The organism is Ammoniphilus sp. YIM 78166, from assembly GCF_004522215.1.
In the GTDB taxonomy this organism is placed as follows: Bacteria; Bacillota; Bacilli; order Aneurinibacillales; family RAOX-1; genus YIM-78166.
The window spans coordinates 494776-510837 of sequence record NZ_SDLR01000001.1 but is presented as its reverse complement, the minus strand read 5'-3'; the positions used below and the strand labels follow the sequence as shown (position 1 = coordinate 510837).

Genomic DNA, 16062 nt, shown 5'->3' with positions numbered 1-16062 from the left:
TACTCGAATTTTTAAGCCATTACAAACTTGTGAGGAACACGGTGGTCTTCCGCGTAGCCAATTTCTTCGCGCTTATCGGTTAAAGCTTCAACCGGACAGGCCTGCACACACTTCAAGCAGCCTTTGCAATACTGGTAGTCGATCCCTTGTAGAAACATTTGTGGTCTTCCTTTTTTATCCGGTCTCTCTTCCCATACGAAGCAGTAATCTGGACATACGGTGTCACAGGCTGCACAATGGATACACTTATCATCGTGATATTCAGGAAGGAAGCCTTGGCGGGATCCGCTTAGGTCTTTCAATACGCTGTTTCCAGGGTTTACGATCACACCACCGATTGGCTGTGTTTCATAGCCTAGTGGCGAAACCGGACGAACAAACGCGCGCGATTGAGCATCTTCAGCTGGCTCATACGTCTTAAATTGAACTTCTTCAAAACCACGATCAAACGTACGAATATTCGGCTCCACCATATGCGGATATTTTTTCTCGAAGGTCTGGCGGATGATGTTTCTCATAGCATCCGGATCCAAGAAGTCGCAAACTCGGAATAAGGCGCCTAACATCGCCGTATTGACCTTTGTTTTTTCTTCTACCGCAATGCTTAAGGCATCCACGATCGCTAATGTTCCATACTCTAGTTTTAAGTCCTTGCGAACTTCATCAAAATCTCGGGTTGAATTGACCAGGACGATGCTGTCTGGGTAGATCCCGCTGCACACATCAACTGTCTTATATAGTGCTTCATGGAATACTCCCACAACATGTGGCTGTTCGATCGGGCTGTGTGCACGAACTTCAATCTCTGGCTCACAGAATCGAACAAATGCCTTTACAGGAGATCCTTTTTTCTCAGATCCATAAGAGGAAAAGTTCATTCCGTTATAACCTAAACCCATTACCCCAGCTTCAGCTAACATTTTTCCGGCTAAGTTCGCACCTAGACCCCCAATTGATTCCAAGCGAATCTCAAAAAAGCCCAACTCATTCTTTTTCGGTAACACGCTGATCCCTCCCCAGTCAGTAAGTTAACACTATTAGTAAAGTGTTTACATGATATATTCTTTCAATAATTCAGTATTTTCATATTCTGAATTGTAACAGATAAATTTTATTATTGCAACAGAGTTTTTTCAGATAAAAAAAAATTATTATTTCTGCTTCTGTAATCGCTTTATTTGTTGATAACTCAACTCATTAGCCTTAAAACAGTTATTCCCACCTGCTATGCAACAGGTCTCGATGTTGTTATAACACACGAAAAGACTGATCAAAAAAGGTCGGTTTATACGACTTCCTTGATCAGTCTTTGCAGATGATTTTGCTATTCTACTGAGTCCATAATCTTATATTGATACCCTTGCTCAACTAAAAATAACTGGCGCTTCTGGGCCCATTCTTCTTCCTTCGTCCCTTTAGACACTAGAGTATAGAAGTAGGCAGCATTATCCGCTTTGGGTCGTAAAACCCTTCCTAAGCGTTGAGCTTCTTCCTGCCTTGAACCAAAGGTTCCCGAGATCTGAATAGCCACATTAGCATCCGGCAGATCCACAGCAAAGTTGGCTACCTTTGAAACAATCAGTCTTTTAATTGCATTCTTTCGGAATTCGGCATAAAGCCTGTCGCGCTCACCTTGAGTTGTTCTTCCCGTTATCACGGGGATGTTGAGCTCTTTTGACAGCTCCTCTAACTGACTTACATACTGCCCTATAATCAACACTTGATCGTTCGTATGGCGCTCGACAATTTGCTTAATGACTCGTTTTTTTTCCGGGTTTTCGGCCGCAACCCGGTATTTTTCCCTAGAACTGGCATAAATATATTCTTCACGAAGGTCAAACGGCATGCTAACACGAATCTCCGAACAATGAGCTTCTGCAATCCATCCGCTTCTTTCCAAATCCCGCCAAGGAAGGTCAAACTTCTTCGGCCCAACTAGGGTAAAGACATCCTCTTCTCTGCCATCTTCTCTTACGAGCGTTGCAGTAAGACCCAAACGCCGTTTCGCTTGAATATCGGCTGTTACCCGGAAAACAGGCGCTGGAAGCATATGAACCTCGTCATAGATTATGAACCCCCAGTCCCGATCACTAAAGAGATGAATATGATCAAATTCCGCTTCTTTATCTTTTCTGTACGTTAGCATCTGATAGGTAGACACCGTTACAGGCTTCACTTCCTTCACTGTACCGGAGTACTCCCCCACCTGTTCTAGTGTTAGATCTGTTTTCTCCACAATTTCTTGAATCCATTGTCTTACGGAAGTCACATTGGTTGTTAGTATCAAGGTCTCCATCCCGGTCTTAACCATTGCCGCAATCCCAATAACCGTTTTGCCAGCCCCGCAAGGTAAGACGAGAACGCCACTGCCTCCCCAGTCAGATCCGCCAGCATAATAGGAGTCAACCGCATGCACTTGATAGTCCCTTAAGGTAGCCCTTAGCTGAATCTCCAACGCTGTTCCCTGAGCGTAGCCTGCAATATCCTGGACAGGGTAACCTAATCGTATCAATTCTTGTTTAATCACTCCCCGCGCATAGGGAGCAATTTCAACAGCATGTTCAGACCTCTCTCCTGCAAGGAAGCCTTGAATGTCTCGATACCGGAGAAACTCATTTAGCAACGTGGAATCCGAACAAGTCAAGTAAAGCTTGTTATCCTGTTTCTCTAGCTTAATTCGCCCATATCTTGAGGCGATTTCATGAATGTCGCGCAGTAGTCCTGGAGGCACGCCATACTTAGCGAATTGCTCCAAAGCAGCTCCCATCTGCTCCGCTGTATAACCTAAAGCTGAAGCATTCCAAATACTAAGTGGGGTAACTCGATACGTATGAATATATTCCGGACTTTTCATCAATTCACAAAAAGGGGAGATGGCATCCCGAGCTGCTTCAAAACGAGTATTTTGCACTTCAAGCAATAAGGTACGGTCACTTTGCACAATCAAGGGGTTCTCGAGTCTAACTTCCATTTTCCTTTAAGGACTCCTTCTGATTTGAATGTTTAGATACTTTTAAGGATAGCATACGAGAAAGGGGGTCACAAACGATGAGCCATGATCGTTCTATTATTTCCAAGATGCTTAACTACAAAAAGAATCAAAAGGAAACGGAAGACACCGATTACTTTATGGAAATGGCCATTGATATGGAGTTCCCACACTCCTCGGAATCGCCTGATGAGGAAAAAGAATAGTCGGAGAAGACAAAAACGAGGGTGTCATAGATGGACACCCTCGTTTTTGTAGTTGGGATTGGGATGGAGGGCATGGTCGGGCTGAGGCAGGGTTTGAGGGCATCATATGATGGCTTTGGTGCCCTGATCCGGGCTTCAGCAGGATTTGAGGGCATCATACGAGGGGTTTGGTGCCCTGATCCGGGCTTCAGCAGGATTTGAGGGCATCATACGAGGGGTTTGGTGCCCTGATCCGGGCTTCAGCAGGATTTGAGGGCATCAAACGAGGGGTTTGGTGCCCTGATTCGGGCTGCGGCTGGATTTGAGGGCATCAAACTGGGGCTTTGGTGCCCCGATCCGGGCTGCGGCTGGTTTTGAGGGCATCAAACGGCGGCTTTGATTCCCAAATCCGAGCTTAGGCTGGGTTCGAGGGCATCATACGATGGCTTTGGTGCCCTGATCCAGGCTGCGGCAAGGGTTTGAGGGCATCAAACAACGCCTTTGATGCACTGTTCGGGGCTTCAGCAGGATTTGAGGGCATCATACGACGCCTTTGATGCCCTAATTCGGGCCTCAGCTCGCTTTGAGGGCATCATACGACCGCTCTGATGCCCTGATCCTCACCTCAGCTCACTTTGAGGGCATCTAACCTCGACTTTAATTCCCTGATTCTCTAAATCCCTCCGCCCACCTACACTCCTCTACTCAACACACTCTGCTTCAGCTCCTCAATGGAGCTTGCTACTTTAGCTGCGATTTCTTCGTAGTCCGTGAGGCCCTCGATGGAGACAGGGCTGCCAAAGATCACTCCCGCAGGAGAACCCCAGCCGCCTTTGACGCCGTAAATGTAAGTTGGAATGACAGGAGCTTTGCTCTTATCGACAATAAAGCCAATTCCTTTTTTCGGCTCCTGCATTTCTCCCGTCTGTGAACGAGTTCCCTCAATGAAGATAGAAAAAATATTGCCTTCTTTAATTAGCTTAAGCGTATGCTTGAGAGATTTTAAGTCCGCACTTCCTCTTTTAACTGGGAAGGAACCCATCTCCGTGATCAACCAAGCGAAGAAGCGATTTTTAAATAACTCTTCTTTAGCCATGATGAACATTTTGCGAGGGGTGTGTACACCCACCATAAGAGAGTCATAATTACTTTGATGGTTCATGGCCAAGATGCATCCTTCTGCAGGGATGTTATTAACCCCTTCGATCTTAACTCGGAAACGCAAATGAAGGTACATACGTACCACAAATCGAACAAATTGATAAACCATAACATTTTCCTTTCTAGGTCGTCTTTAATTGAATTGTAATACCAAGCAATTTCGACAATTTACCCATTTGATCTTTTATTATTAAATAAACCCAATCTTCCTCGCTCACTCCGCTTACTCTCAATTGAAGCTTGCTTTTACCAAAACTAAACGATACCTCTCTTACCTTCTGATCCATCATTCGATCCATGACTCTCCCACACTGAACGAGTGTACCCAACCATTGAATGGTCTGCAACTGTTCTTTTCCTAGGAGGTCGCCGTATGGCTCGGCCGTTTTTTTCATCTGCTTGGCACTCTTATAGGAAGCCATTAGTCCGATCATCAGTCGTTCTTGATGAGTAACCCCTAGTAACAATACATTCTCGATTAAATAAAACGTATGCTTCGCAGATTCGATAATGTTAATGGATCGTCCTATGTCAAATAGCCGGCTGGCAGTCTGAAGGAGGATGCGCTCTCGGTCGCCAAGGGTGAGAACGCCCATCTCTCTTAATTGATCAAACATTTGCCCTGTTAAAAAAGCAACGTGGTTAGCATGGGATAGGTTAACCCGATACCTTTTCATAAACTGGGCGGTGCTATACTCTAAAACATCCGGTAATCTTTTCTCTTGATCATCGAGAATAAGATCAAACACGAGCCCATCACGCAATCCCTTGTTGCTCGATATTAGCTCTCTAGATCCCACTCTCTTCATGATTTCGTCAAATGCCATAAGACCGGCAAAAATAATATCTGCCCTGTCTTTAGACAACCCATCCACATGTTTTCTACAATCTAAAGGCATGAATGCGAGCTGATCCATTAATTCCACAAGTTGGGCCCTACTGAGTCGGTAATTATGGAGGCTCGATAACGAATAGCCCACCTTCCTCTGATGCATCCGCGCTAAGTTGCGAGCGGTCCCCCCCATGACAATAAGCGGACAATTTAAGCCCTGAATCCAAGACTGAGTCCCAATCTGCTCAGCTAAAAATTGCTTTAAACTTTCGATTTGGGCGGGGGCAGGCGGGTCACTCCGGAGAAAACTCTGGGTGAGAGTCACGGCTCCAAAAGGAAAGCTATGCGCCTGCTGAAGACTGCGACCCTTAAAGTACGTCACTTCAGTTGAGCCTCCACCAATGTCCACCGTAACTGCGTCTTGATAATCAAGGGTATTTACGATGGCTAGATAGCCAAAGTAAGCTTCCTCCTGCCCTGTAAGTATCCGAAAAGGAATGCCGGTTTCTTGATAGATCGCCTCAATTACTTGCGCACGATTCCCTGCTTGTCTAACTGCAGCTGTCGCCACTCCAAGAACATGATCAATCCCTTTACCTTCACAAATCGTTTTATATCTCTTTAGACATTCTAATGTTATTCGCAAACCTTCTTCAGTAATTTCTTTTTGATCATTGATATGGGCACTTAAGCGTAATACCGATTTAATATTATCGATCTCCTGCACCGTACCGCTGTCATCGTGATGGTATAGCACTAATCGTACGGAATTCGAGCCAAGATCAATAACAGCAAAGTTATCCATGTTCATTCCCTACTTTATTGGAATCTGACTTCAGCCGTTTACCTTACCGGCGGAAACGGGACCTCGATGGTAGTGCCGGAAACGAGGTCTGAAGGCTGTTTAAGCTTATTATGACGTCCTAAGAAATCTGCATATTTACCCGTAGAATAGTAGCGTAGTGAAATTCTGTATAGGGTTTCGCCTACCTCAACCTTATGCTTGGTAATCCGATCATAGGCAGGCTTCGCAGGCGCGGGTACAGCAGGTGGAGCTGTTGGTTTCTCTTCTACTTGTGCTGCTGGAGGCTCAGTCGGCTCCTCCACCTCTGGCTTAGTCTCTGCTTGAACAGGAGCTATAGAGTCAACAGAAGGTTCCTCCTTCTCCAGTCGCAACGCTGGTGATGGGGGCGATGATGATGCTTCATAATTTACGATGGTCTCTCCGAAGTACCACCAAACGGCACCGCACAGAAAGATAGGAAGAAGCAGCAAGGCTAAAACACGTCCGCGTCTATTCGGGTTAGTTGGTTTCTGCTTTCTTCCATGGATTGCACTCCTAGGAGGAATCTTTGAACCAGCACTCGCCTCTTCTTCCATATCCTCAACTTCTACAATCATTTTCTCCTGTTCTTGGTCTTTTCTTTCATCTGGACTTTTCTTCACTCTTCTTAATTCCATTCTTGTCTCCTCATCATTCCAACATCACTTTTTATCCTTCAGCAAGTCAAATCGAATAAACAAGGCCAAAATGAGATCCACTACAAAATGGCTGACCATGGGAGCAATTACACTACCTGTATAAATATATAGCCAGCCGAAAGAAAGACTTACTAGAAAAACCGTTGTAAACATCACCCACTTGGAAATATACCTTATATGTACAAAGGCAAAAATGACACTAGTCCAAAAAAGTCCAATTTGATCTTGGAGAACTAAGCGAAAAAGAAGTTCTTCACAGAACGCTACAATGGCAGTCATGACGATGATATGCCCTACAGTCCGATTAGAGAACAGCTTTTTATTAATCCCCCCATCGTCAAAATAAGTAGCAGGCAAGGAATAGACCAGGCAGACTTCTATCACAATAATAAGGGCAGCAAGCAAAAGAGCCCAGCCAAGAGTGCTATATCCGTTTTCCCCGAGACTAAACAGAGATGTGAAAGAAACGCCTTGCCTAAGGTAAAAAAAATAAAGTCCTAAAAAGCCCAGTACAAGAGCAATCGCCTGCGTGAGATATAAGTTAAGCAATAGAAGTCGATCATCCATTTGTTGAATTCTTGGGTCCATAACCAATCATCCTATCTACGCAAGCTAAAGACATTGCCATATCTACCTCATTGTACCATAACCGACAAAATTCTTCTTGATTTGATAGGGTAATCCTATTTTTTTTCCTGAAAAAATATTTTTACCCACCTTCTTGATCTTTTGCCTGGATATGAATACAATGTATATTGAAAAAGGACAAAATACAGCCGCAACATATCTGAGGAGGTTTTTTTAATGGCTAAATACACTTGGGTTGAAAAAGAAACCTGTATTGCCTGTGGAGCATGTGGAGCAACAGCTCCTGATATCTACGATTATGATGATGAGGGAATTGCTTATGTAACCCTTGATGATAACCATGGAGTAGCTGAAATTCCTGATATCCTTTGGGATGACATGAACGATGCTGCAGAAGGTTGCCCTACAGACTCGATCAAGATCCAAGACGAACCATTCAACAAGTAATTTTTTATAATATAAAAAAACTTCCCCTAAAGGAAGTTTCCCCCTTCGGGGGTTATGCCGATAGGAAAGTTTGGATTCACTGCTAAATTGGGCCACTCTCGTGGCCCTTTTTATTTTTCTTAGAAATAGCTCCACATTACCCAAGCCAATACGCCGCCTCCTAATGAACTCAGGGCATTAATAAGATCATTAGTTGCAAAGCGATAACCCCGGATCGGTCTGCAGGATTCTCCACAATGAACTGCTTTTTCCGTTTCACGATTACACTGCGAGCAGACATACATACGCTGAACGGTAGCCCCCAATACACTATCCAAAAAGGCTCCTATTAGCCCAGCTATGCTTCCTATCGCCATCCATTGCCACTCCCATACACTTGCTTCTAGGTAACGAAGGATAGTTGCTACCCCCCCAATAAAGAAGGCTCCTAGGAGCGACGCAAAAGTCCCAAGTAGGCTTATTCCTCCAGACACTCCAGCGATTAGTTTCTTCCCGGTTAGAATATGTCGAGGCAGTCTCTTCGACAACACACCAATCTCCGTTCCCCACGTATCCGCATTTACCGTTGCCATGACCCCTAGATAAAAGTACATGATTCCGGTTGCCTCCACGCTCAACCACGCCAAAACGACTAGAATGGCTGCCAGCCCCCCGTTTGCAAATACTTGACTGGCATCTCTTTTGCCTGTTTTAGCAAACAGGTTCTCGGCTCCTTTTTTCCTTTCTTTCTTAAAATGGGAAAGAGCGCTTGAAGATATAAAAAACGCCAACAGTACCCCATACCAGAATAATGACCCAAAAGAATAAATAATCGTACCTACTGCAATCGCGGCGAACATCCCGCTTTGTGAGAGTGATTGGCGTCGCATCGACAGCACAGCAATGATCGTACTCAAAATAAAGCCAACAATAAAGTCCATACTCTCTTCCTCCACAAACGTCACTACCCCCTATTCTAGCATAATCTTCCTGAATCCAGACAAACTAGAGTAGTGTAACCCCGAATGTGGGTCTTGCAAAATGACGAACAATATTCTATAATTCAATACGTAATGTTAAGAATTTAATACAGACATTAGACACTTGACTGAATGTACGAGGCATGTTACATTATTAATCAATTAAAAACAACTTTTTGTAAATTTAAAAAAACGTTGAGGAAGAGGATTAACGGATGGAATCTTCAGAGAGCCGGTGGTTGCTGCGAACCGGTGATTTTACCGATAATCGAGCGCTTCTGAGTTTCTATTCTGAGCCCGTGAGGGATGTAGGACTAGACGGTTGCACCGTTATATGCAGTGGTCATTGACCAGCTAAGGCTTTTCACCGCGAGGTGATGGCGAACAAGGGTGGCACCACGGAGTCAGATACAACCTCTCCGTCCCTTACTAAGACGTACACAGTTCTAGTAAGGAGGCGAGAGGTTTTTCTATACGCTTTCATTTCTCTGTATTAAAGCTTTTATCCATTAATATACAAAAGGAGAAGATTATTTATGTTTAAAGTTTTAGTTAGCGACCCTTTAAGTGATCTAGGTTTACAAAAGCTGCTTGAGGCAGAAGACGTCGAGGTAGTTAAGCAGACAGGATTATCCGAACAAGAGCTCATTAACATCATTCCTGAATATGATGCTTTGCTTGTACGAAGCCAGACCAAAGTCACTCCTGCCATTATTGAAGCAGGCACTCGTCTTCGTGCAATCGGTAGAGCGGGTGTGGGTGTCGATAACATTAACATCCCTGCCGCTACAAACCAAGGTGTTGTCGTTATCAACGCTCCAGATGGCAACACCATTTCTACGGCAGAACACACCTTTGCTATGATTATGGGCCTAGCTCGCCGCATTCCCCATGCTTACTACTCCATGATGAGAGGCGAATGGGATCGTAAAACCTTCGTGGGAGTTGAGCTTAGCGGCAAAACCCTGGGCGTTGTAGGTTTAGGAAGAATCGGAGCGGAAGTAGCAAAACGTGCTAAGGTCTTTAATATGAATGTTGTAGCCTATGATCCTTTCTTAACGGAAGATCGCGCCAAGAAATTGGGTATTACTCCTGCAACCATTGATGAGCTCGTTAGCGTAGCTGACTTTATCACGGTTCATACTCCACTAACCAAAGAAACGAAGTATATCATTAACAGTGACCGCTTTGCTAAGATGAAGGATGGAGTCCGTATCGTCAACTGTGCACGCGGTGGCATTATCGAAGAAAAAGCGTTATATGAAGCGATTGTTAGTGGTAAAGTGGCTGGAGCTGCTCTAGACGTATTTGAAGTCGAACCTCCAGTGGAGAATCCGCTTCTTACCTTGCCGCAGGTGATTGTAACCCCTCACTTGGGTGCTTCCACTGTTGAGGCGCAAGAGAACGTGGCCATTGATGTATCCGAAGAAATTCTTCATGTTTTAAGAAACGAACCATTCAAAAATGCCGTGAACCTTCCTTCCGTTCCTGCGGACGTAATGGAGAAGCTAGAGCCTTATTTCAAATTGGCAGAGAAGCTTGGACACTTTGTAGCCCAAACGGCGGTCGGCGGCTTAAAAGAAGTTACCGTTACGTACTCCGGTGAACTAACGGAAGTAGATACAGCAGCTCTTACAAGAACCGTATTAAAAGGCGCTCTGTCTTATCACTTAGGTGACAGCGTCAACTACGTAAACGCTCCACACTTGGCTAAATCGCGCGAAATTTCGGTTGTGGAACAGAAATCATCTGCAAACAAAGGATTTAGCAGCCTTGTAACGGTTACGTTAAAGACAAACCAGGAAGAAAAGAAGGTTGCTGGTACTCTTCTTAACGGATATGGTGCACGTATTGTTAAGGTTGACGAATATTCTGTGGACATTCAACCGAAGGGCCACTTGATACTAATTAACCATACCGACCGTCCTGGAGCGATCGGACGCGTGGGAACCATGCTTGGTAACAATGATGTCAATATTGCAACCATGCAAGTAGGACGCCGCGACATCGGTGGAAATGCCATTATGATCCTTTCTGTTGACCGTCAAGTATCTCCTGATGTCCTTGATAGCTTAGGAGAGCTTAGCGAGATTATCAGCGTAACAGAAATTGAATTAACCTAAAACCTAAATGAAGGGGTTTAGCACCTAGGCTAAACCCCTTCATTCATTTTCCTTTGGCATCAAGAAGAATGGCAAGCTCCTCCCAATAGGCATCAACATCTACACAGTAAAAGTAATCTACACCCTCCCAATGGATACATCGGACGCAGGTCAGCAGCTTTAATATTTCAATGCGATCTTCGAGTGTAAACTCCATCTGTTGATTTTCCGCTTCATCCCATACCATTCTATATTCTTCATCTAGAAATTGTTCTTCGTTCTCCTCTAGCCTTGCATGGTAGAAAGGATATCGAACGGTACGAACAATCTTTAATGTGGTTTTTTTCATGAAGACCCATCCCTTCGTACTATTGAGTATATGAGAGAGGATCCTTGCGTGCTACACGATCGAACGTACTTCGCGCATATCGTTTAAAATATAATCTGCCTTTAGCTGTATAAATTTCTCCCTTGCCTCTTGACCAGTCAGACCGGTAAGTGTTGCGGCAAAACGGCAACCCATACTCTTCGCAGCCATATAGTCCGCAATCGAATCTCCTACAATTAATAGCTCTTCCCCGTTTATTAGCGGCAGAGCATACTCCATACACTCCTGGTTCGCTACGGCTAGACTGAGCCAGCCTTTTACATAAGTGAATGGCTGAGGCTTCGCTAAAGGGGCGTGGTCAGGGTATTCCTGTTCTGCCGTTAGTACATGCGAAGCCGTGACAATTCGATCGGGGTCAAAGTATTGCAGCAACCCCATTTCCTCTAGCGGAACCAGCGTCTCAATAGACGGTCTGCCTGTCCCAATTCCCAGTATAATTCCCTTATCCTTCAATATCGCGAGTGTTTCCGCCATTTCCTTCGGTGGGACAATAGGGATTTCATCGCTTAGGAAACCTTTTTTCCCTTTTTGGTAAGTTTCTCGTCCAATATCCTGAGCGACTAAGTCATCACCAAGATACCATTCCTGAAACGTTTCTTGACAGAGCTCCCATAGTTTGCTGTTTCGGCCGAACACCGTTGTTTTAACGCCTAATCTTAGCTCTGCGAGATCATTCAAATAAAGAAGGAGCTCTTGTTTTTCCGCCCGACTTACTTTAAAATCGGCAATAAACGAAACATAATCGAGTGAACTAGTGTTATTGCCCAGGAGCTTGCCAAGCTTCTGAATGGATTCTCTTTCTATTTCTTGACTCAACAAGCTCTCAATCTCTTCCTGATGGGTGTCTTTTATCCCTTCCATGAGACGGATCAATTGATGGGCAAACGATAGATACACCATATCCCAGTTGGCGTTAATACCGCGAGTTTTCATAAAATCCAATACCTCATCTTGGGCGAATACCGTTTCCCGCAAGCGACGGATTTCCTGCTCCTTTGGAGAGGGGCTAAAGCCTTCTTTATTCAACCCGAGATAATTTGGACTGATTAATAACTCCCATACGGTTAGCGCACTTGCATCGAAATAGCGCTCCTCACTTAAAAGTACACCATCGACATCAAACAAGATCATCTTCAGCATCCTAACAGCTCCTATTCAAAAAAGGCTGGCCTGCGCCAGCCTTGCCTATTTCTTACCTTTATTGTAGCACATTTCTCTCTTCTTTCGGGATATGAATGGAAAATGTCGTCCCTTCCCCTAGCTTGCTATGCACAGAAATCTGACCTCCATGGGCCGACACGATCTGTTTCACGATGGATAATCCTAAACCGGTTCCCGATCTGCCCCTCGTTCTTGCTTTATCCGATTTATAGAATCGCTCGAAAACAAACGGGAGATCCTCCTCGGGTATCCCACTGCCCGTATCTCGCACTTCCATAAATAGGCCTTGGTCTTTCATCGTAGCATAAACGGTTACCTGTCCCTTAGCATCTGTATGTCTTAGGGCGTTATCAATCAGGTTCGTAAACACTTGTTCCATCCGGTCTAGATCGAGCCAGAATTCATCCGCATCTGGAAAATCTAATTCTGCTTTAACGGCAATGTTTCTCTCTTTTCCAACCACTGTAAACTTGCGCACAATTTTATCCAGAACAGGTTTAAGATGTACATCCTCCCGATTTAACTCCACATAACCAGCGTCCATTCTTCCCAAGTCGAGTAGATCATTCACCAAGCGGCTCATCCTAACTGATTCATCATGGATAATTTGTGCTAATTCCTTCGTTTCCTCTGGATCTCCTGCAATATCATCGACAATGGCTTCACTATATCCTTGAAGCATAGCCAAAGGAGTCCTCAGCTCATGGGATACATTGGCAATAAAGTCTTTTCTCAGTTTGTCTAACTGTCTATCCTTCGTCACATCACGTAAAACGGCTACAGCTCCACCTACTTGATTGCGATCATATAGAGGCGCCATCACAACGGACCACGTTCGTCCTTGAACCGTAATATCCATAACAGCTTCATGCTCCTCGTCCATGATGGTACGACTAAAATTGGCGAGTGGATCAGGCAGCTTTTTGCCTATCGACGCCTCACCTGCACTCCACTCTGGTAAGGATTGTTCAAAAGCTAATGCCTTAAACATATCTTCAGCCTGTGGATTGGCGATAATGATTCGGCCTTCAATATCTACTGTGATTACACCATCCACCATACTCCGGAGTACGCTTGATAACTGCTCTTTTTCTCTGGACAGCGCGTGAATTACATCATCAAGCTGTCTAGCCATATGGTTAAAGGTAGATGCCAAGTCTCCAATCTCGTCATTGCTTCGAATCGAGATTTCCGTAGTAAAGTCTCCTCTTGCAAAAGAGTCGGCAGCTTTTCTCATTTGACGCAATGGATTGGTTATTCTTGTCGATAAGAAGAAAGCAAAAATGGTGGTTAAAAAGATGGCAATTGCAGCAGCATACAAAATATATTTCGTTGTTTCCTTGGTTGTATCAGCCAGTTGATCTAGTTTCTGATAGAGGATAACCGCGCCTGCTATTTGATTGTTGATATTCAGGGGAACCGCTACCGCTAAAATATCGGTCATGATCGTTTCATTCGTATCCTTAACTTGAAAAGGAAACCGATCGCGAACTAGTGACAACTCCCCTTGGAGAGCTCGTTTTAAGCGTTCATCTTCTATTAGCAAGGAATAAGGGACACTTGTTAGATCTTTCTCAATGGCTGGCTGGATATGCTCCAATCCAAACACGATCATGCTCGTATTGTAGGCTTCCACCAGCTCCTTTGCCGCTCCCACATGTTCCACATCGGGATACTCTTCAATGATGGATGCCATTTGCATGGCTAGGTTTTTAAGATTATCTGAATTGACCTGAAAGTAGTAACGATCCAAGAACTGAACCAACAAAAGGCTCAGCAGGGTGAGAACCACCGCAACCAAGCCAATAATTGTAATCCACAGTTTACCAACTACACTATTCCATACCACTATCTTGGCACCTCAAGTTTATATCCTATTCCCCATACTGTCGTAATCATCGCAGCAGAATCTTCAGATACGCGATTTAATTTTTCACGGAGACGTTTAATATGTGTATCCACCGTTCTGAGGTCTCCGAAAAATTCATAATGCCAAACGTCCTTGAGTAAATCCTCTCTTGAAAAGACCTTATCAGGATTCTGAGCCAAATATAACAGCAATTCGTACTCCTTTGGCGTTAGGTTCACCTCTTCCCCATCGGCAAGGACTTTATGTGCATCGTTGTCAATGGTCAAGTGAGGGAAGACTAACACATTATGCGTGGATTGATCTGTCTTCAGGAAAGCCGTCGTAGAAGATCTTCGCAGCAAGGCTTTTACACGGAAGACCACCTCACGGGGGCTAAACGGCTTCACAACATAATCATCCGTCCCCGCTTCGAAGCCTTGAATCCGATTGGCTTCTTCTCCTTTTGCCGTGAGCATCATCACGGGTGTGGCTTTAACCTCGCGCAGCTTCTGACAAACTTCTATGCCGTCCATCCCAGGCATCATAAGATCCAATAAGATCAGCGAATAGTCATTATGAATGGCCAGCTCAAGGGCCTTTTCACCATCAGCTGCTTCATCAATCTGAAAGTTTTCTCTTTCTAAATACATGCGAAGCAGCCTGCGAATCCTTTCCTCATCATCTACCACCAAAATCTTGTGAAGAACCTCGTTACCCATCATTAACCCCCCTCATCCCTATGCGTAAGAATGTAATCCTACAATAACCAGATTAACAAATACTAACGTAATCATAACAACAATAAAGCCAATCACAGCCAGCCACGCTGATTTCTCGCCTATCCAGCCTTTAGACAATCTCAAGTGGAGATAAGCAGCATAGAATAGCCAAGTGATAAGAGCCCATACTTCCTTTGGGTCCCATCCCCAGAAGCGCCCCCACGCTTCAGCTGCCCATATCATGGCAAAAATCAAGGCCCCTAAAGTGAAAATCGGAAATCCAATAGCGATCGCACGGTAGCTAATTTCATCAATCGTTTCCGGCTCGATGTCCCGGACCATGGGACGAATAAGCTGCGCAAGTCTGCGACGTGTAAGCAGCCTTATGATGCCATACAGCACCAATCCACTTAGAACTGACCATATTAGCGTGTTCAGCTTCCTTGCTGCATTTAAGCCCTGCATCCAGGAAGGTGTTTCAAACCAAGGCTTCATTACACCTTCTGTCACTAGCGTTGCATCCTTCGGTCCTGCAATAGCTGGCATGGTATAAACCACTTCCGTTGTGATCCCCGAAACAGGCACTTGGAAGGTCGCCTGATATCCTGCCGAAGAAAACCAGGTGGTTGTTCCAATAAATCCAATAAGCATTAAGACCATACATAAAGTCGCTTCTAGCCATTTCGTGCTCACTGTACTTTTTTCCTGGTCAACGGTTCGAACGAGATACATCAAACCAGCAGCGAATCCTACAGCAAATGCTCCTTCACCTATAGCTGCTGTTGTCACGTGTATCTTAAGCCAATAGCTCTGCAGAGCGGGTATAAGAGGCTGAATCTCTCTTGGAAACACGGACGCGTAGGCCAACATGATGATCCCTACTGGCATAACAAAAGCACCTATTACCGTTATGCGATACACCAAGAAGATGACAATGAATGCTAAAATAATCGAGTAGGCCAAGAAAGCCATAAACTCAAACATGTTACTGGTAGGGAAATGTCCCCCAGCAATCCATCTTGTTATGATAAAGCCGGTTTGAAACAAAAATCCAATAACAGCAATACTAAAACCGATCCATCCCCAACGGTTGGTATGCTGTTCAGGACTGCGATCCCTCCACCTTTTACCTGTCACCGCTAATACAAAAGCAATGCTAGACAGGACATAGCCAATAAACGCCATGAGAAGCAAATTTCC

16 protein-coding genes and 1 other annotated feature are annotated in these 16062 nt (G+C 44.6%); of the genes, 4 read left to right on the top strand and 12 right to left on the bottom strand.

All coding sequences use genetic code 11. The features are described 5' to 3' along the window. Positions 1-11: 11 nt before the first annotated feature. Both EIZ58_RS02455 and EIZ58_RS02450 read right to left on the bottom strand, forming a co-directional pair. Entirely contained in the window at positions 12-1010 is a 999-nt protein-coding gene (locus EIZ58_RS02455) for a 2-oxoacid:acceptor oxidoreductase family protein (protein WP_134698930.1), read from the bottom strand. 314 nt (positions 1011-1324) lie between these two features. After that, on the bottom strand, positions 1325-2971 hold the full coding sequence (locus EIZ58_RS02450; RefSeq protein ID WP_134698929.1) for a DNA repair helicase XPB: 1647 nt from the start codon (positions 2969-2971) through the stop codon (positions 1325-1327). A gap of 77 nt (positions 2972-3048) precedes the next feature. Between EIZ58_RS02450 and EIZ58_RS33025 the strand changes: the two genes are divergently transcribed. Further along, positions 3049-3195 carry a hypothetical protein gene (locus EIZ58_RS33025; protein WP_167577446.1) on the top strand — a complete coding sequence of 49 codons (147 nt, stop codon included), beginning with the start codon at positions 3049-3051 and terminating at the stop codon, positions 3193-3195. A 30-nt stretch (positions 3196-3225) separates the two neighbouring features. Continuing rightward, complete coding sequence (locus tag EIZ58_RS33020; RefSeq protein ID WP_167577445.1) at positions 3226-3396, top strand: hypothetical protein; 171 nt, start codon at positions 3226-3228, stop codon at positions 3394-3396. Between the two features lie 469 nt (positions 3397-3865). Here the strand turns inward: EIZ58_RS33020 and EIZ58_RS02445 are convergent, their stop codons facing one another. From EIZ58_RS02445 to EIZ58_RS02430, 4 genes are read right to left on the bottom strand one after another with little or no spacing between them, the layout of a single operon-like run. Further along, entirely contained in the window at positions 3866-4444 is a 579-nt protein-coding gene (locus EIZ58_RS02445; protein WP_134698928.1) for a lysophospholipid acyltransferase family protein, read from the bottom strand. A 13-nt stretch (positions 4445-4457) separates the two neighbouring features. Beyond that, positions 4458-5978, bottom strand: coding sequence for a Ppx/GppA phosphatase family protein (locus EIZ58_RS02440; RefSeq protein ID WP_134698927.1), 1521 nt, complete (start codon positions 5976-5978; stop codon positions 4458-4460). Between the two features lie 32 nt (positions 5979-6010). Then, complete coding sequence (locus EIZ58_RS02435; protein ID WP_134698926.1) at positions 6011-6628, bottom strand: LysM peptidoglycan-binding domain-containing protein; 618 nt, start codon at positions 6626-6628, stop codon at positions 6011-6013. Between the two features lie 24 nt (positions 6629-6652). After that, on the bottom strand, positions 6653-7237 hold the full coding sequence (locus EIZ58_RS02430; RefSeq protein ID WP_134698925.1) for a CPBP family intramembrane glutamic endopeptidase: 585 nt from the start codon (positions 7235-7237) through the stop codon (positions 6653-6655). A 216-nt stretch (positions 7238-7453) separates the two neighbouring features. Between EIZ58_RS02430 and EIZ58_RS02425 the strand changes: the two genes are divergently transcribed. Then, positions 7454-7684, top strand: coding sequence for a ferredoxin (locus tag EIZ58_RS02425; RefSeq protein WP_134698924.1), 231 nt, complete (start codon positions 7454-7456; stop codon positions 7682-7684). A gap of 119 nt (positions 7685-7803) precedes the next feature. On the opposite strand, the gene EIZ58_RS02420 is transcribed toward EIZ58_RS02425, so the two are convergent. After that, positions 7804-8604, bottom strand: coding sequence for a DUF92 domain-containing protein (locus EIZ58_RS02420; RefSeq protein ID WP_134698923.1), 801 nt, complete (start codon positions 8602-8604; stop codon positions 7804-7806). A gap of 225 nt (positions 8605-8829) precedes the next feature. Next, positions 8830-9073 (top strand) — a binding site (T-box leader). A 106-nt stretch (positions 9074-9179) separates the two neighbouring features. Between EIZ58_RS02420 and serA the strand changes: the two genes are divergently transcribed. Continuing rightward, the gene (serA, locus tag EIZ58_RS02415; protein WP_134698922.1) at positions 9180-10766 is read left to right on the top strand and encodes a phosphoglycerate dehydrogenase; all 1587 of its coding nucleotides are present in this window, start codon (positions 9180-9182) and stop codon (positions 10764-10766) included. 43 nt (positions 10767-10809) lie between these two features. On the opposite strand, the gene EIZ58_RS02410 is transcribed toward serA, so the two are convergent. The 5 genes from EIZ58_RS02410 to ccsB are packed head-to-tail and all read right to left on the bottom strand — an operon-like array spanning position 10810 to position 16047. After that, positions 10810-11094, bottom strand: a complete 285-nt coding sequence (locus tag EIZ58_RS02410) for a hypothetical protein (protein WP_134698921.1) — start codon at positions 11092-11094, stop codon at positions 10810-10812. A 51-nt stretch (positions 11095-11145) separates the two neighbouring features. After that, positions 11146-12273, bottom strand: coding sequence for an HAD family hydrolase (locus EIZ58_RS02405; RefSeq protein WP_134698920.1), 1128 nt, complete (start codon positions 12271-12273; stop codon positions 11146-11148). 58 nt (positions 12274-12331) lie between these two features. Continuing rightward, on the bottom strand, positions 12332-14146 hold the full coding sequence (locus EIZ58_RS02400; RefSeq protein ID WP_134698919.1) for an ATP-binding protein: 1815 nt from the start codon (positions 14144-14146) through the stop codon (positions 12332-12334). Continuing rightward, positions 14143-14862 (bottom strand): response regulator transcription factor, encoded by a 720-nt coding sequence (locus EIZ58_RS02395; protein WP_134698918.1) that lies wholly within the window; start codon positions 14860-14862, stop codon positions 14143-14145. Before EIZ58_RS02395 ends, EIZ58_RS02400 begins: the two co-directional genes overlap by 4 nt. An 18-nt stretch (positions 14863-14880) precedes the next feature. Next, positions 14881-16047 (bottom strand): c-type cytochrome biogenesis protein CcsB, encoded by a 1167-nt coding sequence (gene ccsB, locus EIZ58_RS02390; protein ID WP_134699605.1) that lies wholly within the window; start codon positions 16045-16047, stop codon positions 14881-14883. Between the last annotated feature and the right edge of the window lie 15 nt (positions 16048-16062).

Coding starts and splice junctions, on each gene's coding strand:
- EIZ58_RS02420 (WP_134698923.1), bottom strand. CDS start 8,604: ATGGACTTTATTGTTGGCTTTATTTTGAGTACGATCATTGCTGTGCTG.
- EIZ58_RS33025 (WP_167577446.1), top strand. CDS start 3,049: ATGAGCCATGATCGTTCTATTATTTCCAAGATGCTTAACTACAAAAAG.
- EIZ58_RS33020 (WP_167577445.1), top strand. CDS start 3,226: ATGGACACCCTCGTTTTTGTAGTTGGGATTGGGATGGAGGGCATGGTC.
- serA (WP_134698922.1), top strand. CDS start 9,180: ATGTTTAAAGTTTTAGTTAGCGACCCTTTAAGTGATCTAGGTTTACAA.
- EIZ58_RS02430 (WP_134698925.1), bottom strand. CDS start 7,237: ATGGACCCAAGAATTCAACAAATGGATGATCGACTTCTATTGCTTAAC.
- EIZ58_RS02425 (WP_134698924.1), top strand. CDS start 7,454: ATGGCTAAATACACTTGGGTTGAAAAAGAAACCTGTATTGCCTGTGGA.
- ccsB (WP_134699605.1), bottom strand. CDS start 16,047: ATGGCGTTTATTGGCTATGTCCTGTCTAGCATTGCTTTTGTATTAGCG.
- EIZ58_RS02395 (WP_134698918.1), bottom strand. CDS start 14,862: ATGGGTAACGAGGTTCTTCACAAGATTTTGGTGGTAGATGATGAGGAA.
- EIZ58_RS02450 (WP_134698929.1), bottom strand. CDS start 2,971: ATGGAAGTTAGACTCGAGAACCCCTTGATTGTGCAAAGTGACCGTACC.
- EIZ58_RS02440 (WP_134698927.1), bottom strand. CDS start 5,978: ATGAACATGGATAACTTTGCTGTTATTGATCTTGGCTCGAATTCCGTA.
- EIZ58_RS02445 (WP_134698928.1), bottom strand. CDS start 4,444: ATGGTTTATCAATTTGTTCGATTTGTGGTACGTATGTACCTTCATTTG.
- EIZ58_RS02435 (WP_134698926.1), bottom strand. CDS start 6,628: ATGGAATTAAGAAGAGTGAAGAAAAGTCCAGATGAAAGAAAAGACCAA.
- EIZ58_RS02405 (WP_134698920.1), bottom strand. CDS start 12,273: ATGCTGAAGATGATCTTGTTTGATGTCGATGGTGTACTTTTAAGTGAG.
- EIZ58_RS02410 (WP_134698921.1), bottom strand. CDS start 11,094: ATGAAAAAAACCACATTAAAGATTGTTCGTACCGTTCGATATCCTTTC.